26 protein-coding genes are annotated in these 21,581 nt (G+C 43.4%); 18 read left to right on the top strand and 8 right to left on the bottom strand.

The window, feature by feature from the left end:
• The first annotated feature begins 68 nt into the window (after positions 1 to 68).
• Both sirA and AB447_RS24190 read left to right on the top strand, forming a co-directional pair.
• Entirely contained in the window at positions 69 to 509 is a 441-nt protein-coding gene (gene sirA, locus AB447_RS24195; RefSeq protein ID WP_048355579.1) for a sporulation inhibitor of replication protein SirA, read from the top strand.
• An 84-nt stretch (positions 510 to 593) separates the two neighbouring features.
• On the top strand, positions 594 to 812 hold the full coding sequence (locus AB447_RS24190; protein ID WP_003182236.1) for a YneF family protein: 219 nt from the start codon (positions 594 to 596) through the stop codon (positions 810 to 812).
• A gap of 83 nt (positions 813 to 895) precedes the next feature.
• Here the strand turns inward: AB447_RS24190 and AB447_RS24185 are convergent, their stop codons facing one another.
• Positions 896 to 1,060, bottom strand: coding sequence for an aspartyl-phosphate phosphatase Spo0E family protein (locus AB447_RS24185; protein WP_046132812.1), 165 nt, complete (start codon positions 1,058 to 1,060; stop codon positions 896 to 898).
• A gap of 243 nt (positions 1,061 to 1,303) precedes the next feature.
• Here AB447_RS24185 and AB447_RS24180 point away from each other — a divergent pair, with 243 nt between their 5' ends.
• The 3 genes from AB447_RS24180 to AB447_RS24170 all read left to right on the top strand — a co-directional run bounded on the left by AB447_RS24180 (position 1,304) and on the right by AB447_RS24170 (position 3,019).
• Positions 1,304 to 2,011 (top strand): cytochrome c biogenesis protein CcdA, encoded by a 708-nt coding sequence (locus AB447_RS24180; RefSeq protein WP_048355578.1) that lies wholly within the window; start codon positions 1,304 to 1,306, stop codon positions 2,009 to 2,011.
• 64 nt (positions 2,012 to 2,075) lie between these two features.
• On the top strand, positions 2,076 to 2,441 hold the full coding sequence (locus tag AB447_RS24175; RefSeq protein ID WP_048355577.1) for a response regulator: 366 nt from the start codon (positions 2,076 to 2,078) through the stop codon (positions 2,439 to 2,441).
• Positions 2,442 to 2,533: 92 nt separating this feature from the next.
• Positions 2,534 to 3,019, top strand: coding sequence for a CcdC family protein (locus AB447_RS24170; protein ID WP_048355576.1), 486 nt, complete (start codon positions 2,534 to 2,536; stop codon positions 3,017 to 3,019).
• A 36-nt stretch (positions 3,020 to 3,055) separates the two neighbouring features.
• Here AB447_RS24170 and AB447_RS24165 read toward each other — a convergent pair whose 3' ends face one another.
• The 4 genes from AB447_RS24165 to sspO form a co-directional block, all read right to left on the bottom strand.
• Positions 3,056 to 3,484: a DUF2621 family protein gene (locus tag AB447_RS24165; RefSeq protein ID WP_048405968.1), complete on the bottom strand. Its 429-nt coding sequence runs from the start codon at positions 3,482 to 3,484 to the stop codon at positions 3,056 to 3,058.
• Between the two features lie 230 nt (positions 3,485 to 3,714).
• Entirely contained in the window at positions 3,715 to 4,089 is a 375-nt protein-coding gene (locus AB447_RS24160) for an Hsp20/alpha crystallin family protein (RefSeq protein WP_048355575.1), read from the bottom strand.
• Positions 4,090 to 4,198: 109 nt separating this feature from the next.
• Positions 4,199 to 4,348: a small acid-soluble spore protein P gene (locus tag AB447_RS25575; RefSeq protein ID WP_065894538.1), complete on the bottom strand. Its 150-nt coding sequence runs from the start codon at positions 4,346 to 4,348 to the stop codon at positions 4,199 to 4,201.
• A 26-nt stretch (positions 4,349 to 4,374) separates the two neighbouring features.
• Positions 4,375 to 4,521: a small acid-soluble spore protein O gene (gene sspO / locus AB447_RS24155; protein ID WP_046132818.1), complete on the bottom strand. Its 147-nt coding sequence runs from the start codon at positions 4,519 to 4,521 to the stop codon at positions 4,375 to 4,377.
• Between the two features lie 233 nt (positions 4,522 to 4,754).
• Here sspO and acnA point away from each other — a divergent pair, with 233 nt between their 5' ends.
• The 7 genes from acnA (at position 4,755) to AB447_RS24125 (ending at position 9,579) form a co-directional block, all read left to right on the top strand.
• Positions 4,755 to 7,481, top strand: coding sequence for an aconitate hydratase AcnA (acnA, locus tag AB447_RS24150; protein WP_048355574.1), 2,727 nt, complete (start codon positions 4,755 to 4,757; stop codon positions 7,479 to 7,481).
• 77 nt (positions 7,482 to 7,558) lie between these two features.
• The gene (locus AB447_RS24145; RefSeq protein ID WP_048355573.1) at positions 7,559 to 8,065 is read left to right on the top strand and encodes a TlpA family protein disulfide reductase; all 507 of its coding nucleotides are present in this window, start codon (positions 7,559 to 7,561) and stop codon (positions 8,063 to 8,065) included.
• A gap of 68 nt (positions 8,066 to 8,133) precedes the next feature.
• Positions 8,134 to 8,259: an FbpB family small basic protein gene (locus AB447_RS25570; RefSeq protein ID WP_065894540.1), complete on the top strand. Its 126-nt coding sequence runs from the start codon at positions 8,134 to 8,136 to the stop codon at positions 8,257 to 8,259.
• A gap of 69 nt (positions 8,260 to 8,328) precedes the next feature.
• Complete coding sequence (locus tag AB447_RS24140; protein WP_006637039.1) at positions 8,329 to 8,472, top strand: acid-soluble spore protein N; 144 nt, start codon at positions 8,329 to 8,331, stop codon at positions 8,470 to 8,472.
• Between the two features lie 27 nt (positions 8,473 to 8,499).
• Positions 8,500 to 8,739: a small acid-soluble spore protein Tlp gene (tlp, locus tag AB447_RS24135; RefSeq protein ID WP_048355572.1), complete on the top strand. Its 240-nt coding sequence runs from the start codon at positions 8,500 to 8,502 to the stop codon at positions 8,737 to 8,739.
• Positions 8,740 to 8,853: 114 nt separating this feature from the next.
• Positions 8,854 to 9,270 (top strand): YbgC/FadM family acyl-CoA thioesterase, encoded by a 417-nt coding sequence (locus AB447_RS24130; protein WP_046132823.1) that lies wholly within the window; start codon positions 8,854 to 8,856, stop codon positions 9,268 to 9,270.
• Positions 9,271 to 9,579, top strand: coding sequence for a hypothetical protein (locus AB447_RS24125; RefSeq protein WP_048355571.1), 309 nt, complete (start codon positions 9,271 to 9,273; stop codon positions 9,577 to 9,579). It begins immediately after the preceding gene.
• Between the two features lie 41 nt (positions 9,580 to 9,620).
• Here the strand turns inward: AB447_RS24125 and AB447_RS24120 are convergent, their stop codons facing one another.
• On the bottom strand, positions 9,621 to 9,908 hold the full coding sequence (locus AB447_RS24120; RefSeq protein WP_048355570.1) for a HesB/YadR/YfhF family protein: 288 nt from the start codon (positions 9,906 to 9,908) through the stop codon (positions 9,621 to 9,623).
• 79 nt (positions 9,909 to 9,987) lie between these two features.
• Positions 9,988 to 10,584, bottom strand: coding sequence for a glycerol-3-phosphate 1-O-acyltransferase PlsY (gene plsY, locus AB447_RS24115; protein WP_048355569.1), 597 nt, complete (start codon positions 10,582 to 10,584; stop codon positions 9,988 to 9,990).
• 180 nt (positions 10,585 to 10,764) lie between these two features.
• Between plsY and AB447_RS24110 the strand changes: the two genes are divergently transcribed.
• The 3 genes from AB447_RS24110 to parC all read left to right on the top strand — a co-directional run bounded on the left by AB447_RS24110 (position 10,765) and on the right by parC (position 15,897).
• Entirely contained in the window at positions 10,765 to 11,178 is a 414-nt protein-coding gene (locus AB447_RS24110) for a CoA-binding protein (RefSeq protein WP_048355568.1), read from the top strand.
• A 323-nt stretch (positions 11,179 to 11,501) separates the two neighbouring features.
• Entirely contained in the window at positions 11,502 to 13,469 is a 1,968-nt protein-coding gene (parE, locus tag AB447_RS24105) for a DNA topoisomerase IV subunit B (protein WP_048355567.1), read from the top strand.
• A gap of 4 nt (positions 13,470 to 13,473) precedes the next feature.
• A complete protein-coding gene (parC, locus tag AB447_RS24100) occupies positions 13,474 to 15,897 on the top strand; it encodes a DNA topoisomerase IV subunit A (RefSeq protein ID WP_048355566.1) in 2,424 nt (807 codons plus the stop codon).
• Positions 15,898 to 16,215: 318 nt separating this feature from the next.
• Here parC and AB447_RS24095 read toward each other — a convergent pair whose 3' ends face one another.
• Positions 16,216 to 17,304 (bottom strand): GntR family transcriptional regulator, encoded by a 1,089-nt coding sequence (locus tag AB447_RS24095; RefSeq protein ID WP_057957788.1) that lies wholly within the window; start codon positions 17,302 to 17,304, stop codon positions 16,216 to 16,218.
• Between the two features lie 339 nt (positions 17,305 to 17,643).
• Between AB447_RS24095 and AB447_RS24090 the strand changes: the two genes are divergently transcribed.
• From AB447_RS24090 to araA, 3 genes are read left to right on the top strand one after another with little or no spacing between them, the layout of a single operon-like run.
• Complete coding sequence (locus tag AB447_RS24090; protein WP_048405973.1) at positions 17,644 to 19,254, top strand: xylulokinase; 1,611 nt, start codon at positions 17,644 to 17,646, stop codon at positions 19,252 to 19,254.
• Between the two features lie 22 nt (positions 19,255 to 19,276).
• Positions 19,277 to 19,972: an L-ribulose-5-phosphate 4-epimerase gene (locus tag AB447_RS24085; protein WP_048354692.1), complete on the top strand. Its 696-nt coding sequence runs from the start codon at positions 19,277 to 19,279 to the stop codon at positions 19,970 to 19,972.
• Positions 19,973 to 20,027: 55 nt separating this feature from the next.
• Positions 20,028 to 21,452 carry an L-arabinose isomerase gene (gene araA, locus AB447_RS24080; RefSeq protein ID WP_048354693.1) on the top strand — a complete coding sequence of 475 codons (1,425 nt, stop codon included), beginning with the start codon at positions 20,028 to 20,030 and terminating at the stop codon, positions 21,450 to 21,452.
• The last annotated feature ends 129 nt before the right edge of the window (positions 21,453 to 21,581 follow it).

Below are 21,581 nucleotides of genomic sequence, written 5' to 3'. Positions count from 1 at the left end.
TTCTCTCCCCCTTTTGTATAATAGTAGGCATATCATCAGAATCGTGATAAAAGGGGGATGGGACAGGGATGGAACGCCATTATTATACGTATTTGATTGAAGAGGAATTTGCGAGCCACTATTTCGGAAAGGAATCTGTCATGTTCAAGCTTTTCTATGAATATCATTGGACAAGCCCTGAGGAGAAAAAGTCACAGCTTACGGCTAAGCAAATCGAGTATATTACAAAGCCGATTCCGGTTTCCCATATTCACAAAAGGCTTAAAATGAACCTCAGCCGGGAGGACTATACACAGGTCGACTGCATATATCGGCTGCTCGTTCCTGAGGGAAGCGCTTCCTTTATCATGAAAGACCGATATATCGAAATTTTGGCAAACGGCAAGTTCGATGCCGAAACCGTCTTTTTTGAAATATTGAGGAAAGTGAGCCCTTGTTTTCTCGCAATGGATTTTGGTATGGAACGATACGGGTGGCTCAACCCTGTAAAAGAAAGAAATTTTATTTAAAAAAAAGAATTTGGACTGTAAATGTTGTATAATAGCCTTTGGTTTAGTACACTTTATACGAGACAACATGAAGGAGGAAATTAAATGGATTTATGGGTTGTCATCCTGGTGGGCGTTTTGGCTTTGCTCGCAGGTGTTGCACTAGGATTTTTTATCGCTCGTAAATATATGATGAACTATTTGAAAAAAAATCCGCCAATTAATGAACAAATGTTACGCATGATGATGATGCAGATGGGCATGAAGCCGTCCCAAAAGAAAATTAATCAAATGATGAAAGCCATGGAAAATCAAACGAAATAATGCAAATGCGATTATGACATAGAAGAAACATGGTTATAAAATAAAAAACCCGCTTTTTTTGGGTTTTTTATTTTGATCTATAATTATTGTGTGCTGCCGCTCAGCGATAGTTTTTGGTATTCTAAAAGAAGGATATCAAGCTGCTGGCTGTGCTGAATGGTAATATTTGATGTCATGCCATTTGTCATGACAATTTGCAGCAACTCTTTTCTTTTTTCCTCAATTTCATAAAGCAGGTTTTCTTTCATCACAGGAATTTATCCTTTCTTCTGTATATCATCTTTTCCGATGCCTACTAAATGCTATTATATCCATATATAGGTTTCTTTTCAATTCAAAAGGTGGGAAGGGTAAATAGCCAAAAATCGATTACATAAAGAAATTCGGAAAGACTATATCTTTTTTGGTGATATGTTAGAAAATTGAAATGTAATTGTCATAGTAGATGTTTTTCTTGCATGATATTCCTGGAAATGGAAGGGAGAAAGAGAATGACAGATATTAATTATGTTCTGGCTTTCGGCGCAGGATTCCTATCTTTTATTTCGCCTTGCTGCCTGCCGCTGTATCCGGCATTTTTATCCTATATCACCGGCGTCAGCATGAGTGACATCCATTCGGACAGAATGATGCTGCAAAAAAGAAGCCTGCTGCATACGGTCTTTTTCCTGATCGGCTTTTCGGTTATTTTTGTTGCCTTAGGCTACAGTACATCGCTTGTCGGCTCCTTTTTTAAGGATTACCACAATTTGATCAGGCAGCTTGGAGCCATATTGATCATTTTTTTCGGTTTTGTCACATTGGGTGTGTTCAAGCCTGAATTTTTAATGAAAGAGAGGCGGCTTCACTTTAAAAACAAGCCGGGCGGTTTATTGGGCTCCGTCGGCATTGGGATGGCGTTTGCAGCCGGCTGGACGCCGTGTACGGGTCCGATATTAGCTGCCGTAATCGCGCTGGCAGGGAGCAATCCGGTATCTGCGGTGCCGTATATGCTGCTGTATGCACTCGGATTCAGCCTGCCTTTTTTGCTTCTGTCCTTTTTTATCTCAAAAGTTAAATGGCTCAGGAAGCATCAGCTTCTGATCATGAAGATCGGAGGCGTTGCAATGATTTTGATCGGAATCCTCCTGTTTTTTGATTGGATGACGAAAATCATCATCGTGTTATCGGAGCTGTTCGGCGATTTTAGAGGCTTTTAGTATCTTTTTTAGAGGGTGGCCGTTTTTTGTTATAATAAACTGGACTGTGATAATGGAGGGGAGTATGACAAGGGTTTTAATTGTTGATGATGCAAAATTCATGAGAGATAAAATAAGGGGAATTCTCGAAGCGGAAGATTTTCATGTCGCAGGGGAAGCCGAAAATGGCGAGGAGGCCGTATTGCTGTATGAAGAGCTCAGACCGGACCTTGTCATCATGGATATTACGATGCCTGTGAAAAACGGAATCGAAGCGTTAAAGGAAATGATTCAAATCGAGCCGAAGGCAAAGGTGATTATGTGCACAGCCATGCGTCAGCAGCGGATCGTCGTAGAGGCGATTGAGGCCGGGGCAAAAGACTTTATCGTCAAGCCTTTTGAGGAAGCAAAAGTAATGGAAGCCATCCGGCTTGTGCTCGGGAAAGCGTAAACGAGGGTAACCCGCGGGAATGGTTTTTTTCTGCGTTTTGGAGTATAGTATACAGTAGAAAAATTTGCAAAAAGATAAAGGGATGATACTTTATGATGATTGTAGTTTCATCTATTCTTGCCGTCGTGATGGCCGTCGTTGTCATGGCCGTCAGAATCAAGTCATCTGAAAAACCGGCTACGGCCAAAAAAATTATATTGCCGCCGATTTTTATGAGCACAGGCGCATTGATGTTTTTATTTCCGGTGTTTCACGTTACAGGCGCAGAATTTTTGGAAGCCATTACTGTAGGCATGATTTTTTCGATTTTCTTGATTAAAACGTCAAAATTCGAAATCAGGGAAGATAAAATTTATTTGAAGCGTTCCAAAGCCTTTGTATTTATTTTGATCGGTCTTCTTTTGATCAGAATCGTCATGAAAAGCATTTTGAGCACATCGATCGACTACGGGGCGTTAAGCGGAATGTTTTGGATTCTTGCATTTGGGATGATCGTTCCGTGGCGGATCGCCATGTATTTATCCTTCAGAAAGCTTTCAAACCAACTGGAAGCGTCAAACAATATGCAGATCAATTAAAGCAAAACCTTTCCGTTTATCAGGAAAGGTTTTATTTTATTTAAATAGCGCATGGTACGGGGAGTAGTCAATATTTTTTTCCTTCAAGCGTTTGAGCAGAAACTTATGATCCCTTTTCGGGGTAGCCAGTATATAGCCTCTGACGATTAAGTCCTGATCGATCGAACCGGCGTTTTCTTTTAAAGCCAGCTCGCCGATTTTTCCGGCGATTTTCGCTTTCGCTGTGTCGCGAAACAGCTCGGGAACCGGAGACACAAGCTCTTCAAGCAGCTCTTTTTCTTCCTGCTTCCACATGTGCCTCGTCTGCTCAATGTAGTAGTCCTGCCAGTCAAGCTCTGACTTTCCGTCCTCTTTTGGAAAACGTTTTAAAAATTTGCGAAACATAAAAAATCCGCCGATCGATAAAAGGACGATCATCGTGACGATCCACAGCAGCATCAGCCATAAAAACCAACCTTCCAGCATCTATCATCACTCCTTTATCTACAGACTATTGTACATGAACCCATTTTAGAAGAACATAGAAAAAATAATATAAATTGGCGGCATCCGTCTAATCAAAAGAGCCGCTAGAACATAGTCTATCGTATAGCAATTCTCTTTTTCGGCCATGGAGGATTGCTAGAGGATATTTGACGGGTGAACGGAGAAACCCCGGCACGGGCTAAGCGTCGCTAAGCCTGCCGGGGTCCTTTTTATTCATGAAAAGGAATATGAAAAGAAACGGATGTTTCATCTTTGTTTGCTTGTTTGCTGATTTTAACCGAAAGGATTTGGTTTTGGCATTCGGTTTCAATCTGCTTGTCATTCAGAAAAAAAGGAAGCATCATCGTTTTTTCGTAATCCTGTTCGTCTGATATGACAGCAAGTTTGAAATCATAACCGGAAAACGTGATGCGGAGGCTGCAGGGGGTGAAGTTGGACAATTCTGTTTCAATGATATATTCGGTACTTGTCTCATACAGATCAATGGGAAGGGTTTCATCATACAGGGCAAAGGGGTCATCAAAAAACTGCTTCATCCATTCCTCTTCAAAATCAGAGGAATCGAACTGTTTTGCATTTGTCATTGAAGCATTCCTCCATACCTAGCCTTCATGATAAGGTATGCTTCACTTTGAATACTTGTGAAAAGGGAAACGCCTGCGTCTGCATAAGCTTGTCCGCAGGCGTTTACGATTACATATCGTGATGCGAGTTGTGTTTTTGCCTTGTGTGGTTTCGGTTTTTCACCTTTTTGCTCCCGTCCAAAGGTTCCGGCTGCTGGCCTGCTTGAGCTCCCTTCGGCGCGTTTTTGCGCATATCTTTGCCGTCGTTTTTATTCGTCAATATTCCCGACCTCCTGTTTTAGGATTTTATTGATTCGTTTTGCGCTTTTTATTGTTTTGGCGTTCGGCTTCGGTCAGGATGTGCTGGTCATCCTCAATGTAGCCGGCGCCGTTTCCTTGCCTTTTCGCATTGTTCATTCCGGGAATGACATGATTTGCTTTTCGTTTTGACAATGCTATCACCTCAGGGTGTAGTATATCCGCGTTCTTGTCTTTGTATAAAAAAATGTATTTCCAGTAAAATAAACTTTTTTACAAGCATAAGGCTTTCTTATTGAATTTAATAAAAACATTGATATTTACTTATGTTTAAAATTGTTTTAAGATTAAATTGTGAGAAAATTGTGGTGAAATATGCCGATTTTTCTGGTATATGATCTTGATCTTTAAAGGGGGATTTTGGAGAAATGGCGAAACAGCAGCAAATCGCAAAAAAAGACGCTTTTCAGTCAAGAAAAACGTTCACTGTACATGGCAAAATGTACAGCTATTATTCTTTAAAAGCATTAGAGGATCAAGGAATTGGAAAAGTGTCGAAATTGCCTTATTCCATCAAGGTCCTGCTGGAATCTGTGCTTCGTCAAGTCGACGGAAGAGTCATCACAAAGGAGCACGTTGAAAATTTAGCAAAATGGGGCACTGCTGAATTAAAAGACCTTGATGTTCCTTTTAAACCTTCCCGGGTTATTTTACAGGATTTCACCGGTGTTCCTGCCGTAGTAGACCTCGCTTCATTGCGCAAAGCGATGGCGCAAGTCGGCGGAGATCCGGACAAAATTAATCCGGAAATTCCGGTTGACCTTGTCATCGACCACTCCGTACAGGTTGACAAAGCCGGTACCGATGATGCGCTGACCGTCAACATGGATCTTGAATTTGAAAGAAATGCAGAGCGTTATAAATTTTTAAGCTGGGCGAAAAAAGCGTTTAACAACTATCAAGCCGTTCCGCCTGCGACAGGAATCGTTCACCAGGTTAACCTTGAGTATTTGGCGAATGTCGTACATGCCGTCGAAGAAGACGGAGAAATCGTCACTTACCCTGATACGCTCGTCGGAACAGACTCTCATACGACGATGATCAACGGAATCGGCGTTCTCGGCTGGGGTGTCGGCGGAATTGAAGCCGAAGCGGGCATGCTTGGGCAGCCTTCTTATTTCCCTGTACCTGAAGTCATCGGAGCGAAACTCGTCGGCAAGCTTCCAAACGGCACGACCGCTACGGATCTGGCGTTGAAAGTGACTCAGGTTCTCCGCGAAAAAGGCGTTGTCGGCAAATTTGTCGAGTTCTTCGGACCGGGTGTGGCTGAGCTGCCGCTTGCAGACCGTGCGACGATCGCCAACATGGCTCCTGAATACGGCGCAACTTGCGGTTTCTTCCCGGTTGATGAAGAGGCGCTCGAATACATGAGATTAACAGGCCGCGATGAAGAGCATATTGCGGTAGTAAAAGAATATTGCCGTCAAAATGGACTGTTCTACACGCCTGATCAGGAAGATCCTGTATTTACGGATATCGTGGAAATCGACTTGTCAAAAGTTGAAGCAAACCTTTCAGGGCCGAAGCGTCCTCAGGATTTAATTCCGCTTTCCGACATGAAGGAAACGTTCCACAAGCATTTGGTCAGCCCTGCAGGTAACCAAGGTTTTGGCCTGGAAGCTTCTGAAGCGGACAAAGAAATCAAGTTTGCGCTTGAAAACGGCGAAGAAGCTGTTATGAAAACGGGTGCAATCGCGATTGCGGCAATCACGAGCTGTACAAATACGTCAAACCCGTATGTATTGATCGGGGCGGGGCTCGTTGCCAAAAAAGCGGTGGAACTCGGCTTAACAGTACCTAATTATGTGAAGACATCCCTTGCACCGGGTTCTAAAGTCGTCACAGGCTATTTGGTCAACTCCGGTCTGCTTCCTTATTTGCGCGAGCTTGGATTCAACATCGTCGGATACGGCTGTACAACGTGTATCGGAAACTCCGGACCGCTTGCGCCGGAAATCGAAAAAGCGGTAGCTGAGAACGATCTCTTGATTACGTCCGTTCTTTCCGGAAACCGTAACTTTGAAGGACGTATTCACCCGCTTGTCAAAGGAAACTATCTTGCTTCACCGCCGCTTGTCGTCGCATATGCACTGGCTGGAACGGTTGACATCGATTTGAAAAATGAGCCGATCGGGGTCGATAAAAACGGACAGAAGGTATACTTCAACGACATTTGGCCGACGATGGACGAAATTAATACGGTCGTCAAACAAACCGTTACACCTGAGTTGTTCAGAAAAGAATATGAGCGCGTCTTCGATGACAATGAACGCTGGAATGCGATCGAAACAACGGATGAAGCCCTTTACAAATGGGACGATGAATCGACTTACATTCAAAATCCGCCGTTCTTCGAAAACATGTCAGTTGAGCCGGGAATTGTTGAGCCGCTCAAAGGCTTGTGCGTTGTCGGCAAGTTCGGAGACTCCGTCACAACAGACCATATTTCTCCTGCGGGAGCAATCGGAAAAGATACGCCGGCCGGCAAATATCTGCAGGAAAAAGGCGTTTCACCTAGAGATTTCAACTCATATGGTTCACGCCGGGGCAACCATGAAGTCATGATGAGAGGTACATTCGCCAACATCAGAATCAAAAACCAGATTGCTCCGGGAACAGAAGGCGGATATACAACATATTGGCCTACAGGTGAAGTCATGTCCATTTATGATGCCTGCATGAAGTATAAAGAAAGCGGCACAGGTCTCGCCGTCATCGCCGGAAAAGATTACGGAATGGGATCTTCACGTGACTGGGCGGCAAAAGGAACGAACCTTCTCGGCATTAAAACGGTCATCGCCGAGAGCTTTGAAAGAATCCACAGAAGCAACCTCGTTCTCATGGGCGTTCTTCCGCTTCAATTCAAAGAGGGAGAAAACGCGGAGACACTCGGTTTGACAGGAAAAGAAACGATTGAAGTGGATGTGAATGAAACGGTGCGTCCGCGCGATCTTGTTCCGGTAAAAGCGACAAGCGAAGACGGAACGGTGAAATCGTTTGAAGCCGTCGTTCGCTTCGACAGCGAAGTCGAAATTGACTATTACCGCCACGGCGGAATCCTGCAAATGGTTCTCCGCAACAAAATGAAACAGTAGTCTGTGTGTCAGGAAGAGAGAGCGATTGCTTTCTCTTCTTTTTTAGGTGTACATGCCTTAATGCTTGGAGGATATCGATGATTAAAAAATCGCTCGCAATAGCCTTCCTTCTTCTGTTGGCCGGTTTTGCGTTTTGGAATTTTGCAATGCACAAGGAAGCCGAAATCGGGATTGAAAAGGGAGAAAAAGCGCCGGATTTTACGCTTCCCTCTTTAAAAGGCGGAGAGGATGTCTCATTATCCGACTTTAAAGGAAAAAAAGTGCTGCTCAATTTTTGGGCGACGTGGTGCAAGCCTTGCAGAACTGAGATGCCCGATATGCAGCAGCTTCAAAATGAGCATCGGGATATCGCCGTACTGGCCGTTAATTTCACTTCATCGGAGAAAAACCATAAGGCGGTTGAAGCGTTTGCTGACAGCCTTGCGTTAACATACCCGATCGTTCTTGACCAAGAAGGGATCAATGCAAAATACGAGATTTTTTCCTATCCGACGACATTTATTATAAATGAAAGCGGAATCATCGAAGACATCGTCTTAGGAACGATGACAAAAAAAGAAATGGAAGAAAAGCTGGGATTATAAAAATCCCGGCTTTTTGCTTATATTGCAAAAAAATGGCGAAAATGAAAATCATCTGGAGGTGATTCAAAATGAAAAAGACACATCGGCGCACATTTGAAGAACTTGTCTCAGAAAACAAAAAAGAGCTTTTGACCAATCAGGAATTTCTCGACCGGCTTGAAGACAAGCTTGAAGAGAAATTCAGGCTGAAATGACTTTTTTAAATTTAGGTTCATGTTTGCGCCTCTTTTTGAGAATCCTAATGCTTAAAAGGAGGGATAGACATGCCGAGGGAGCATGATAAACAGGCGAAATTTGCCCCGAGCCATCTTGGGACAAAGCCGGTTGAATATAAGCGCAATAAAGGTAAGAAGATGCATGATAAATCAGGTGAAACACCGATTATCATGCAGACAAAAGGCGAATAACTGTTAATAAAGGAGGCAATACGAATAATGGAGAACGGGCAGAAGCACAACCCCGATGACAGAAGCGACAACGTTGAAAAGCTTCAGGACATGGTTCAGAATACGATCGAAAACATCGAGGAATCAGAAGAGCAGCTGTCCTTTGCAAGCGGTGAAGAACAGCAGCAGATCCGCGAAAAAAACGAACGCCGAAATGAAAGCATTGAGGCGATGCGCAGCGAAATTCAAGACGAAGCAGATGCTAGGGAAAAAGGATATGATCAATAAACCAGGGCAACCTGGTTTTTTGCATGCGGCGGATCGGAAAAGCTGCCATTCGTGTTTTTACCGGCTGCTTATGCTAAAATGGGATTACATTTTTTGATAAGGGAGTAGAGGATTTTGTACGTCTCAAAAAAAGAAATCGAAGTTCGGTACGCCGAAACAGACCAAATGGGGGTCGTCTACCACGCGAATTATCTGGTTTGGATGGAGGTAGGACGGACGGCATTGATTAAAGACCTCGGCTTTTCCTATGCTGAAATGGAAAAAGACAACGTCTTGTCGCCTGTCGTCGATGTCAACGTTCGATACATAAAACCGCTTCGCTATGGAGAAACCGCAACCGTACATACATGGATTGAAGAATACAACGGTTTTAAAACGGTTTACGGCTATGAGATTTTAAACCCGGAAGGAGAAACGGCCGTAAAAGGGACAAGCTCGCACATTTGCGTTGACCGCGACAGTTTTAAGCCGCTTCAGTTCCGGAAGCTTTATCCGGAGTGGCATCAGGCATACGAAGAGGCCAAAAAGTAAATGGCCTTTGGAATCAATAGACAGGAGCTGAATGAATGGAAGCGTGCGGTCCAAAACGGCGAGATTGCGTTTTTAACGCACTACTGGATCGATGACAGGTTTCCGGATTCCCGCACTGTGACAAAAGCTGGCTGCCAAAACGTCGAAAAGCTTTCCGCCTGGGGAGAGCAGTACGGTCTCAAAAAAGAATGGATCGATCAAAGAAGCGGATTTCCCCACTTTGATTTAATCGGCCAAAAGCAAATCGAGATTTTAACAAAAGAAAAGCTGTTCAGCCATATCAAACGTTTTCGGCTCGAAGAACGATGATGAACTTAAACAAAAAAGAACGCTTCATAGAGCGTTCTTTTTTACTGATATTCAAACACCGGTTCTTCAGCGGACGCGTTATAGCTTACACGCAAATCATGGTTGTCAAAGTACCAAATATCGCTTTCCTCAATGAAAAACGTAATGCCGTCCGCTTCGGCGCTTGCTCCGATTTGCTGCGGCTCATCTTTCGATACCCCGAGGGAAAATCCTTTTTGAACGTTGCTGCATCCACCGTAACGGACGAAGAATCGGACTTGGTCTCCTTTTTTCAGATCAAGCTCGTCCTTATACCACTTAAGCGCCTCTTCATTAATGTGCAGATTCACGAGAAAAGCACTCCTTTTTTATGGATTGTTTTATTTAGTATATAATAATTCGGTTTATTCATAAACATATCATGTTCCGTCAGCGGCTTTTGCCTGACATCCATTTGATTTTCGGCTCGGTTTTGTTGAAAATTCTCTTGATGTTCGTTCTGTGTCTGTAAATGACAAATACCGTAAGAACGACGACGACCGCCACCAAAAAAAGATCCTTTGTGAACAGGCTGTATATCGTCGTATACAGGCCGGTTAAAATAGAAGACAGCGATACGTACTTGGTGATGAACAAAAACAGAAAGAACACCGCGACCATTGTGAGAAACAGGAGAGGCTCATAGCACAGCATCACGCCTCCTGAGGTAGCGACCGCTTTTCCCCCTTTAAATTTTGCGAAAACGGGGAACATGTGCCCGACGACGGCTGCAACGCCGGCCAGCAAAGGATGGACGTCAACGTGCAGTGCGGCGGGCAAAAAAGCGGCAAGCGTTCCTTTTAAGATATCGGCGGCGATGACGATCGAACCCGCTTTGACTCCAAGCGTACGGAATGCGTTGGTGGCTCCGAGGTTACCGCTGCCGTGTTCTCTGATATCGATTCCTTTGGCAGCTTTACCCACAATCAAGCCGGATGGAATGCTGCCGAGTAAATAGGCTAAAATCAATAATAAAGCAATTAACATTTCATTTCTCCTTTTTTGATGATCCCTACTCTTTATTTTAACACGAGAGGCACCCTTCATGGCGGCTTTTGTTAAATAGCACCGTATATATCATACAGGATAATGCGCTCCAATCCTATTAAAACTTTGTATATCCTGTATGTTTTCATGTAAACTGAATATAAAAGGAGCTGATGCGGAATGGAAAATCCAACGAAACAGGAGATCAAAAACATTCTTGAGAACAGCAGACGAATTGCGGTCGTCGGCCTTTCCGGCAATCCGGAGAGAACCTCCTATATGGTGTCAAAAGCGATGCAGGATGCAGGGTATGAAATCATCCCGGTTAATCCGACCATCGACGAAGTGCTCGGGGTGAAGGCTGTTGCCTCGCTAAAGGATATCGAGGGGCACGTTGATATCGTGAATGTGTTCAGAAGGTCCGAGCATCTTCCGGAGGTAGCCAAGGAATTTTTGAGAATTGACGCTGATGTGTTTTGGGCGCAGCAGGGACTTGTCAATGAAGAAGCGTATCAGATGCTCAATGAAAAGGGCTATACAGTTGTGATGGATTTGTGCATAAAAGTGGCCCATGCATTGACCAAATCGGCTTAAAAAAGACAAAAATCCTTGTCATTTCAAGGATTTTTGTCTTTTTTATTCAAGAATATGTTTGCGATTTGTTGTGAAACAGATACAATAAGTCTTGGACAGTTTTTTTAAGAACGATTTTCCAATCGCACCTGCGCCGCCTTGTGCTGCATCAGGAGATTCGTGTAAAATGACGGTTGTGCCAACAGCCGCATCATTTTTTGACATTTTTCTGACAACACTTGAAGCGATGCGGGGAAATCATCCGGATATCGCTTTGATTTATATATTAGAGTGTGTATTATTCTTTATAAGCAATGTTTGATGTTTGAAAGGGGTTTATGCATTTGGTTAAAAAACAGCAGGTTGACTATAATGATGATTCCATTCAGGTGCTCGAAGGCCTTGAAGCGGTCAGAAAGCGCCCCGGCATGTACATCGGTTCAACGGACAGCCGCGGCCTGCACCACCTCGTATACGAAATCGTCGACAACTCTGTCGATGAAGTCCTTGCAGGGTACGGGGATCACATTATAGTAAAAATACATAAAGACAACAGCATTTCGGTGCAGGACAGAGGCCGAGGAATGCCGACAGGAATGCATAAGCTCGGCAAGCCGACGCCCGAAGTCATTTTGACCGTGCTCCACGCCGGGGGAAAATTCGGCCAGGGCGGCTATAAAACGAGCGGCGGCCTTCACGGCGTCGGGGCATCTGTCGTAAACGCCCTGTCCGAATGGCTGACCGTGACGATCGAACGGGACGGCAATATATACAGGCAGCGTTTCGAAAACGGCGGGAAGCCGGCAACATCCCTTGAAAAAATCGGAACGACGAAAAAAACCGGCACCCTGACTCATTTCAAGCCGGACCCGAAGATGTTCAGCACGACAACGTATAACTTTGAAACGCTTGCGGAGCGGCTGAGAGAATCCGCCTTTTTATTAAAAGGCTTAAAAATTGAATTGATCGATGAACGCCACCAAGTACGTGAAACGTTTCTTTACGAAAATGGGATTGAAGCTTTTGTCGCATATTTAAATGAAGAAAAAGACGCATTGTCTGAAGTGGTGTCGTTTGAAGGAGAGCATAACGGAATCGAAGTCGACTTCGCTTTTCAATTCAACGACGGCTATTCTGAAAACATTCTTTCGTTTGTCAACAATGTCCGGACGAAAGACGGGGGAACCCATGAATCCGGCGCCAAGACGGCGATGACGCGGGCGTTCAATGAATATGCGAGAAAGGTGGCCCTTTTAAAAGAAAAGGATAAAAATCTAGAAGGCACAGATATCCGGGAAGGGCTTGCGGCAATTGTGTCTGTCCGCATACCTGAAGAGCTTTTGCAGTTTGAAGGCCAGACAAAAGGAAAGCTAGGGACAAGCGAGGCAAGGTCTGCGGTGGATGCCATCGTCTCCGAGCAGCTCGCATATTTTCTGGAGGAAAACAGAGATACGGCGACTTTGCTCGTCAAAAAAGCCATCAAAGCGGCACAGGCGAGGGAAGCTGCACGCAAAGCAAGGGAAGAGGCCAGAAGCGGGAAAAAAAGAAAGAAATCCGAAGCGACGCTCTCAGGCAAATTGACGCCGGCTCAGTCGAGAAATCCGGCCAAAAACGAATTGTACCTTGTTGAGGGGGATTCTGCGGGCGGTTCCGCCAAGCAGGGAAGGGACCGGAAATTCCAGGCCGTCCTGCCGCTTCGCGGGAAAGTCATCAACACAGAAAAAGCAAAGCTTGCCGATATCTTTAAAAATGAAGAGATCAATACGATTATTCATGCGATCGGCGGAGGTGTCGGCGCCGATTTTGACATCGAGGATATCAATTACGATAAAGTCATCATCATGACGGATGCCGATACAGACGGCGCCCATATCCAAGTGTTGCTGCTGACCTTTTTCTACCGCTATATGAAGCCTCTGATCGAACACGGAAAAGTGTTTATTGCACTTCCTCCGCTTTATAAAGTCAGCAAAGGCTCAGGCAGAAAAGAGATCATTGAATACGCTTGGTCTGATGAAGAAATGGACGATGTCCTGAAAAAGGTCGGAAAAGGATATACAATCCAGCGATATAAAGGTCTTGGCGAAATGAACGCTGATCAGCTGTGGGAAACGACAATGAACCCGGAATCACGGACGCTCGTCAGGGTAAAAATCGATGATGCGGCCCGTGTAGAACGGCGCGTGACGACACTAATGGGCGACAAGGTTGAACCGAGAAGAAAATGGATTGAAAAAAATGTCGCTTTCGGACTTGATGAAGACAGCAACATTCTGGAAAATGAGAACTTATCGGTCGCTGAGGAGGTTTAAATAGATGGCACAGCCAGAAGTATTTCATGATTTACCATTGGAAGACGTGATCGGCGACCGTTTCGGCCGATACAGTAAATATATCATTCAGGACCGGGCCCTGCCCGATGCGCGTGACGGACTGAAACCGGTGCAGAGGCGGATTTTGTATGCCATGCATGCCGAAGGAAACACGCACGATAAAAATTTCCGCAAAGCAGCCAAAACGGTCGGTAATGTCATCGGGAACTACCATCCACACGGGGACAGCTCCGTCTATGAAGCGATGGTCAGGATGAGCCAGGACTGGAAGGTCCGAAACGTGTTGATTGAAATGCACGGTAACAACGGAAGCATCGACGGAGACCCTCCGGCTGCGATGCGGTATACGGAAGCACGGCTCGCGCCGATCGCGGCGGAGCTATTGCGCGATATCGACAAGGATACGGTCGAATTCGTCCCAAACTTTGATGATACGAGCAAGGAGCCCGTCGTCCTTCCGGCGATGTTCCCGAATCTGCTCGTGAACGGATCGACCGGAATTTCAGCCGGGTATGCGACAGACATTCCGCCGCATCACCTCGGAGAAGTCATCGATGCCGTTATTAAGCGGATCGATTCACCGAACTGCAGTGTTGACGACCTTATGGAGTTCGTAAAAGGCCCCGATTTTCCGACAGGCGGAATCATCCAGGGAAAAGAAGGCATCAAAAAAGCTTATGAAACCGGAAAAGGAAAAATCATTATCAGGGGAAAAGCCGAGATTGAAACGATCAGAGGCGGACGTCAGCAAATCGTGATTACCGAAATTCCGTTTGAAGTCAACAAAGCAAACTTAGTGAAAAAAATGGATGAATTCAGGATTGATCGGAAGGTAGAAGGGATTTCAGAAGTCCGCGACGAGACGGACCGAACAGGCCTAAGGATCGTCATCGAGCTGAAAAAAGAAGCGGATGCGCAGGGCATCTTAAATTTCTTATACAAAAACACCGATTTGCAAGTCCCGTATAACTTCAACATGGTGGCCATTCATAACAGAAGGCCGATGCTGATGAATCTGACCTCGATTCTTGATGCCTATATCGGGCATCAAAAAGAAGTCATCACCAATCGTTCGCAGTATGAGCTTAAAAAAGCGAAGGAACGGCATCATATTGTAGAAGGGCTGATGAAAGCTCTGTCCATCCTGGATGAAGTCATTTCAACGATCCGCTCATCAAACGATAAGCGGGATGCCAAAAACAACCTGATCGCCAAATTCGCCTTTACGGAGCCGCAGGCTGAAGCGATCGTTTCATTGCAGCTCTACAGATTAACGAATACAGATATTACGGCTTTACAAGAAGAGGCAAAAGAGCTTGACCAAAAAATAAGAGAGCTTGAAGCGATTCTCTCCAATGATAAAAAACTGATGAAGGTCATCAAGGACAATCTGAAAAAGCTGAAAAAAGCCTATGCGGGCGAAAGACGGTCAGTGATCGAAGAAAAAATCGAAGAGATTAAAATTAATCTTGAAGTCATGGTAGCGGCGGAAGATGTGTATGTGACGGTGACGAAGGACGGCTATATCAAACGAACAAGCCAGAGATCGTTTGCTGCTTCAAACGGCCAGGATTTCGGCATGAAGGATACGGACCGCCTGCTCTGTCTATTGGAAATGAACACGACAGACGTGCTGTTGCTGTTTACGAACAAAGGAAGCTATGTCTACTGTCCTGTCCACCAGCTACCGGACATCAGATGGAAGGACTTGGGCCAGCACATTACGAATATCATTTCAATTGACAATGATGAATCGATCGTAAAAGCGATACCTGTCAAGGAATTTACAGAGTCGGAATACCTCCTGTTTTTCACGAAAAACGGAATGACGAAAAAAACGCAGCTTCTTCAATATAAAGCGCAGCGTTATTCAAAAGCTTTGGTCGCGCTCAATTTAAAAGGCGATGACGAAGTGGTGGATGTCCATGTAACAGATGGCACGAAAGACGTATTCATCGCCACCCGCACAGGCTACGGCCTATGGTTTGCAGAGGAAGAAATCAGCGTCGTCGGCGCCAGGGCGGCCGGCGTGAAAGGCGTGAACTTAAAGGACGGCGATTTTGTCGCATCAGGACAGATTTTAGAGGAATCAGATGTGCTTGTCCTTGTGACGCAGCGCGGCTCTGTCAAGCGAATGAACCGTACCGAATTTGAAAAAACGTCACGGTCCAAACGCGGCGTTCTCATGCTGAGAGAGCTGAAGAAAAAGCCTCACCGCATCGCCGGGCTGCTCGCATGTTCATATCATGATCAAATCGCGCTTCAAACCGAAAAAGGCATCACAGAGGAGAGGCTTGTCAAAGAGATCAAGCTGCATGACCGGTACAGCAACGGATCATTTATTATAGATGAAGATGAGGCCGGGGAAGTAACGGATGTATGGCTTAGCAAACATGAACAGGAGTGAAATCGACCTGCACCCCAATTGTTAGGGGTATCACCACATGCCTAACAAGCTAACATCAGTGAATACTTAGAATAGAGCCATTTCTGCAAGGTAATGATGAAGCTACAAAAAAAGAGCATGCCAAATAAACCTTTATCGGTTGGATTTCGCCCGTTTTTCGGATCCGAAATTAGATAGTTTGGCTTCTTTTTGGTGATGAGTTAGCGTCTAATACATTAAAGTTCTCTCTGCTTAATTGATAACAAAGTAAAACAACCCAGTCCATGTTCACGCCTTGAATAAAGATGGACTGGGTTTTCTTTGATCACACCAAGATTATTATACTTCTAAATCTATTACGGTTTCGCCTTCAATTAACACCGGTTGATAATACGTTTCGTTTGGTAAATCCTTCTTCCCCTGCAACTTCTTAATGACCCAATCAGCTGCATCGCGTCCCATTTGTTCTTGAGGATGTGTCAATGTTGTTAGTTTGATATTCGCATTTTTGGCAATATACGAATTGTCCTGACCAATAATTGATAATTTGTCTGGAATAGAAATATTAAGTTGTCTGCATACATTTGCTACTTCCAACCCTACTTCGTCGTTATAGCAAACAATTGCAGTCAACGCGTCTCTATTTTCATTTAGGAACTTCTTCAGGTTTGTGTATAGGTCCAGCTTCGTCTCTGTATTGTACGACAGCACATGCTCTGGTTGAAATCGTAATTTGGCTTCACCAAGCGCTTTTATATACCCCTTCATTCGATACTTTCCTTGTAAATCATCCTCTTTTGAAATGAGTCCAATTTGTGTATGTCCTTTTGATATTAATTCTTTTGTTGCGAGATAGCTGGACTGCACGTCATCGAGACAAAGAAAAGGAACATCTAATTCTTCATAATAAGCATTGATCATGATGAAAGGAATATCCTGTTCCTTGAACGATAGGTAGTAAGCGATATTGGGATTGTATAGATTGCTTTTCGTAGGTTCAACAATCAAACCATCTACGCCAAATGACAACATCATTTCCAAAGCTTTTTTTTCTTGTTCGACATCATTATTTGTACTAGCTAATAGTAACGAATAATTAGCTTCATTCAATCTCCCTTCAATTCCACGAATAATTGAGGGGAAAATGTAATCAGAAATGTAGGTCGTGATTACACCGATTGTTTTATTATTGGAATTCCCGCCAGATTTTGATTGATACTGGTTACTAACATAAGTGCCAGACCCTTTTTCACTTCTTAAGAATCCCTCGTTCGATAGTTCTAAAATGGCCTTTCGAACAGTGTGCCGGCTAACTTTGTACTCTTCTTGTATGGCGGATTCTGTAGGGATTTGTTCTCCTACGCTGTAAAAACCTGAAAGAATTTTACTTTTTATATCATCAATGATGACCTTATACTTTGGCTTCATTTAACTCACTTCTTTCATAGTTGTTCGCATTCTAATTTTTTAAATTAAATTATTTGTGTGGACATATTTTATCATGGCTTTCAATGAATGAAAAGATTCCACCTTATTTTCGTGAAAATTTACAAGCAATTATAATTTTATGTTATGAAAATACCTTTTATTATAAACATTAAGAGAAAAATAACAGAATTATCGTTGTGATATTTATATGAACATATCATATTAGTGATTGACAAATGTACGTACAAAAAATATACTGAGGTTGTTCATACAGTTAAGCGAAAAAGAAAGCGCCTTCTTCGATTAATATTGAAATCGCTATCAGAGAGGGGGAGTAACGTGAAAACGAATCGAGTAAACGTCAAACAGGCGATAACTGAGGGAGAAACATCACTTGGAATCGAATTCGGATCCACACGTATTAAAGCAGTGTTGATTGATAGTAGTTTTGAAACAATCGCATCTGGAAGTTATGAATGGGAAAACCTCTTGGAAGATGGATTTTGGACGTACAACTTAGTGGATATTATCACTGGATTGCAAACAGCTTACAGTGAAATGAAGAAAGAAGTTGAACGAAATTATGGTATCACCATTCGCAAAATCGGTTCTATTGGATTTTCTGCAATGATGCATGGGTATATGGCTTTTGACAACACAGGGGAGCTGCTTGTTCCGTTTCGAACTTGGCGTAACTCAACAACCAGTGCTGCAGCAAAAGAATTAACTGATAAATTTCAATTCAATATCCCTGAACGGTGGAGTATTGCTCACCTGTATCAAGCAATATTAAATGAAGAGAAGCATTTGCCTCGCATTGATTATATCACCACTTTAGCCGGGTACATTCACTGGTTACTGACTGGTAATAAAGCAATTGGCATTGGAGATGCTTCAGGCATGTTCCCAATTGATGAATCAACGCAAAATTACAATGAATCGATGGTCAAGCAGTTTGATGAACTGATTTCGACCAAAGGCTATCCTTGGAAGTTAATCGATATTCTTCCTGAAGTTTATATTGCAGGCGAGCAAGCAGGTGAATTAACCGAAATTGGTGCAAAAATTCTGGATCAATCAAATAATTTACAACCAGGCATTCCGATTTGTCCACCAGAAGGCGATGCTGGAACAGGAATGGTTGCTACGAATAGTGTGAGGAAACGCACTGGAAACATCTCAGTAGGAACTTCAGTTTTTGCCATGATTGTATTAGAGAAAGAACTTTCAAAAGTATATCCGGAAATTGATTTGGTAACAACACCAAACGGCAGTCCAGTTGGAATGGTTCATGCGAATAACTGCTCAAGTGATATTAATGCTTGGCTAGGGTTGTTCCGTGAATTTTTTGAGGCAATGGGACAAAAGGTTGAAACGAATAAATTATTCGAAGTGATGTTAAATAAAGCTTTGGAAGCCGATTCAGATGGCGGTGGTTTACTAAGCTACGGTTATTTATCTGGTGAAAATATTACAGGGTTAGAAAAAGGCCGGCCATTATTTGTCCGGTCACCAGAGAGTCATTTCAATTTAGCAAACTTCATGCGGACACACCTTTTTGCAGCTTTTAGCGCTTTGAAAGTCGGAATGGATATTTTGACAAAGGAAGAAAATGTTGCAATTGACAGCATTTTAGCTCACGGTGGTTTATTCAAAACCCCTCTTGTTGGACAAAAAATTGTTGCAGCTGCAATGAATACGCCAGTATCAGTTATGGCAACAGCCGGAGAAGGCGGTGCGTGGGGAATGGCTATTCTTGCTTCTTACATGATGAACAAAGATCAAGAAGAAAGCTTAGAAGACTTCCTCGACAAAAAAGTCTTTCAAGAGGCTGATGGGCAAGAAATTTACCCTGATCAATTAGATGTTGAAGGATTTGAAGCATTTATCGAACGGTACAAAAAAGGTTTAATGATTGAGCAGGCCGCTGTAGATCATTTGATTTTATGAGTGGAAAGATGGGGGGATTGACGTGTTAGAACAACTGAAAGAAGAAGTATTTCAAGCAAATTTGGACTTGCCTAAATATGGACTCGTGAAATACACATGGGGAAATGCAAGTGCCATTGACCGTGAAACTGGTTTATTCGTTATCAAACCTAGTGGGGTTGATTATGAAACGATGAAAGCTAGTGATATGGTGGTTGTTGATTTAGATGGCAATGTTGTTGAAGGAGAGTTGAGGCCTTCATCAGATACAGCGACTCACGCAGTACTTTATAAGCATTACCCTGAAATCGGAGGAATTGTACACACTCATTCAACTTGGGCGACAATCTGGGCTCAAGCAGGCCTTGATGTTCCAGCGATGGGGACCACTCATGCAGACACATTCTATGGTTCCGTACCATGTGCCCGTTACTTGACACAAGAGGAGATTGATCGTGGTTACGAAGTAGAAACAGGTAATGTAATCATCGAAACATTTGAAGAGCGCGGGTTAGATATTTTAGCTGTTCCTGGTGTCTTACTTCATGGTCATGGTCCATTTACTTGGGGCAAAGATGTAAAATCAGCAGTATTGAATAGTGTGGTGTTGGACGAAGTTGCGAAAATGAATTTATTTACACGAGAATTAAATCTTTTTGCAAAAGAATTACCACAACGTATTTTAGATAAACATTATTTACGAAAACACGGTAAAAATGCTTATTATGGTCAAAAGTAATATCAATTCTATCAAACTATCAATTATCCTATTAATTTAAGAAAAGAGGGTTATGATGTTAACAACAGGGAAAAAAGAATTTTGGTTTGTCGTAGGTTCACAACATCTTTATGGGGAAGAAGCGTTAGCAGAAGTCAGAGCACACGCACAAGCTATGACCGATGCATTAAATGAAAGCGCTGTTTTACCATACCCGCTTGTATTGCAAGATTTAGCTGTTAGTGCAGATAAAATCACAAGCATCATGAAAGAAGTAAACTATCGTGACGAAGTAGCCGGTGTTATCACTTGGATGCATACTTTCTCACCTGCAAAAATGTGGATTCGCGGAACAAAATTATTACAAAAACCATTACTTCATTTAGCGACACAATTTAATGAAAGTATCCCATGGACAACGATTGACATGGACTTTATGAACCTAAACCAATCTGCTCATGGTGACCGTGAATATGGTTTTATCAATGCCCGCTTGAAAAAACAAAATAAAGTTGTCGTAGGTTATTGGGAGCGCCCTGAAGTGCAACAGCAAATTGCAGAATGGATGGACGTAGCGGTTGCTTATAACGAAAGCTTCAACATCAAGGTCGCTCGATTTGGCGACAACATGCGTAACGTTGCTGTTACCGAAGGGGATAAGGTTGAAGCGCAAATTCAATTTGGCTGGACAGTTGATTACTTTGGTATTGGTGATCTTGTTCAATACGTGAAAGCGGTTACCGATGAAGAAATGAATGATTTGTTTGCAGAATACGCAGACCTTTATGAATTTGATTATGGTACTTACAGTCAGGAAGATTGGGAGAAGAGCGTAAAAGTACAAGCGAGCTATGAAATCGCCATTAAACGTTTCCTGGATGATGGTGGTTACAATGCCTTCACAACTAACTTTGAAGATTTATATGGGATGAAACAACTTCCGGGTCTTGCCGTTCAACGGCTGATGGCGCAAGGATATGGCTTTGCTGGTGAAGGAGATTGGAAAACTGCAGCGCTCGATCGCTTACTCAAAGTGATGAGCCGTAACCAATCAACTGGCTTTATGGAAGACTACACATATGAATTAGCTGCTGGTCAAGAATCAATCCTTCAATCACATATGCTTGAAGTTGACCCATCTTTAGCAAGCAACAAACCAAAAATTATCGTATCTCCATTAGGTATTGGTGATCGTGAAGACCCAGCACGCTTAGTGTTCGACGGAAAAGCAGGAGATGGTGTGGTTGTTTCAATGGCAGACTTTGGTACGCATTACAAACTGTTGATTAACGAAGTTTCTGCATTTGAACCAACTGTTCCGGCACCAAACCTTCCAGTGGCACGGGTACTTTGGGAAGTGAAGCCGAACTTCCAGGATGGAGTGAAAGCATGGCTTGAGAATGGCGGCGGTCACCATACAGTTGTTTCATTGAATTTAACAACAGACCAAATGATCACTTATGCAAAGCTCGTTGACCTGGAATATGTAGTGATTAAGTAATGCCTTTAACCTCCGAGGAGGTTCTGCTTCCTTGGAGGTGAAAAAATAGGTATATCAGAAGTTGAAGAATGAACCGGGAACCATTATCAAAATATTCATGGTTTTGTAAGCGTTATCGTAATGTTCCGG

Origin of the sequence: Bacillus glycinifermentans, assembly GCF_001042475.2 — a bacterium.
GTDB classification, from domain to species: domain Bacteria; phylum Bacillota; class Bacilli; order Bacillales; family Bacillaceae; genus Bacillus; species Bacillus glycinifermentans.
The sequence above is the reverse complement of the archived record's forward strand: the minus strand, read 5'-3'. Positions and strand labels throughout refer to the sequence as shown.

Excerpts from the sequence above, each read along its gene's own strand:
- sirA (WP_048355579.1), top strand. The coding sequence starts at position 69 with ATGGAACGCCATTATTATACGTATTTGATTGAAGAGGAATTTGCGAGC.
- AB447_RS24190 (WP_003182236.1), top strand. The coding sequence starts at position 594 with ATGGATTTATGGGTTGTCATCCTGGTGGGCGTTTTGGCTTTGCTCGCA.
- AB447_RS24185 (WP_046132812.1), bottom strand. The coding sequence starts at position 1,060 with ATGAAAGAAAACCTGCTTTATGAAATTGAGGAAAAAAGAAAAGAGTTG.
- AB447_RS24180 (WP_048355578.1), top strand. The coding sequence starts at position 1,304 with ATGACAGATATTAATTATGTTCTGGCTTTCGGCGCAGGATTCCTATCT.
- AB447_RS24175 (WP_048355577.1), top strand. The coding sequence starts at position 2,076 with ATGACAAGGGTTTTAATTGTTGATGATGCAAAATTCATGAGAGATAAA.
- AB447_RS24170 (WP_048355576.1), top strand. The coding sequence starts at position 2,534 with ATGATGATTGTAGTTTCATCTATTCTTGCCGTCGTGATGGCCGTCGTT.
- AB447_RS24165 (WP_048405968.1), bottom strand. The coding sequence starts at position 3,484 with ATGCTGGAAGGTTGGTTTTTATGGCTGATGCTGCTGTGGATCGTCACG.
- AB447_RS24160 (WP_048355575.1), bottom strand. The coding sequence starts at position 4,089 with ATGACAAATGCAAAACAGTTCGATTCCTCTGATTTTGAAGAGGAATGG.
- acnA (WP_048355574.1), top strand. The coding sequence starts at position 4,755 with ATGGCGAAACAGCAGCAAATCGCAAAAAAAGACGCTTTTCAGTCAAGA.
- AB447_RS24145 (WP_048355573.1), top strand. The coding sequence starts at position 7,559 with ATGATTAAAAAATCGCTCGCAATAGCCTTCCTTCTTCTGTTGGCCGGT.
- AB447_RS25570 (WP_065894540.1), top strand. The coding sequence starts at position 8,134 with ATGAAAAAGACACATCGGCGCACATTTGAAGAACTTGTCTCAGAAAAC.
- AB447_RS24140 (WP_006637039.1), top strand. The coding sequence starts at position 8,329 with ATGCCGAGGGAGCATGATAAACAGGCGAAATTTGCCCCGAGCCATCTT.
- tlp (WP_048355572.1), top strand. The coding sequence starts at position 8,500 with ATGGAGAACGGGCAGAAGCACAACCCCGATGACAGAAGCGACAACGTT.
- AB447_RS24125 (WP_048355571.1), top strand. The coding sequence starts at position 9,271 with ATGGCCTTTGGAATCAATAGACAGGAGCTGAATGAATGGAAGCGTGCG.
- plsY (WP_048355569.1), bottom strand. The coding sequence starts at position 10,584 with ATGTTAATTGCTTTATTATTGATTTTAGCCTATTTACTCGGCAGCATT.
- AB447_RS24110 (WP_048355568.1), top strand. The coding sequence starts at position 10,765 with ATGGAAAATCCAACGAAACAGGAGATCAAAAACATTCTTGAGAACAGC.
- parC (WP_048355566.1), top strand. The coding sequence starts at position 13,474 with ATGGCACAGCCAGAAGTATTTCATGATTTACCATTGGAAGACGTGATC.
- AB447_RS24095 (WP_057957788.1), bottom strand. The coding sequence starts at position 17,304 with ATGAAGCCAAAGTATAAGGTCATCATTGATGATATAAAAAGTAAAATT.
- araA (WP_048354693.1), top strand. The coding sequence starts at position 20,028 with ATGTTAACAACAGGGAAAAAAGAATTTTGGTTTGTCGTAGGTTCACAA.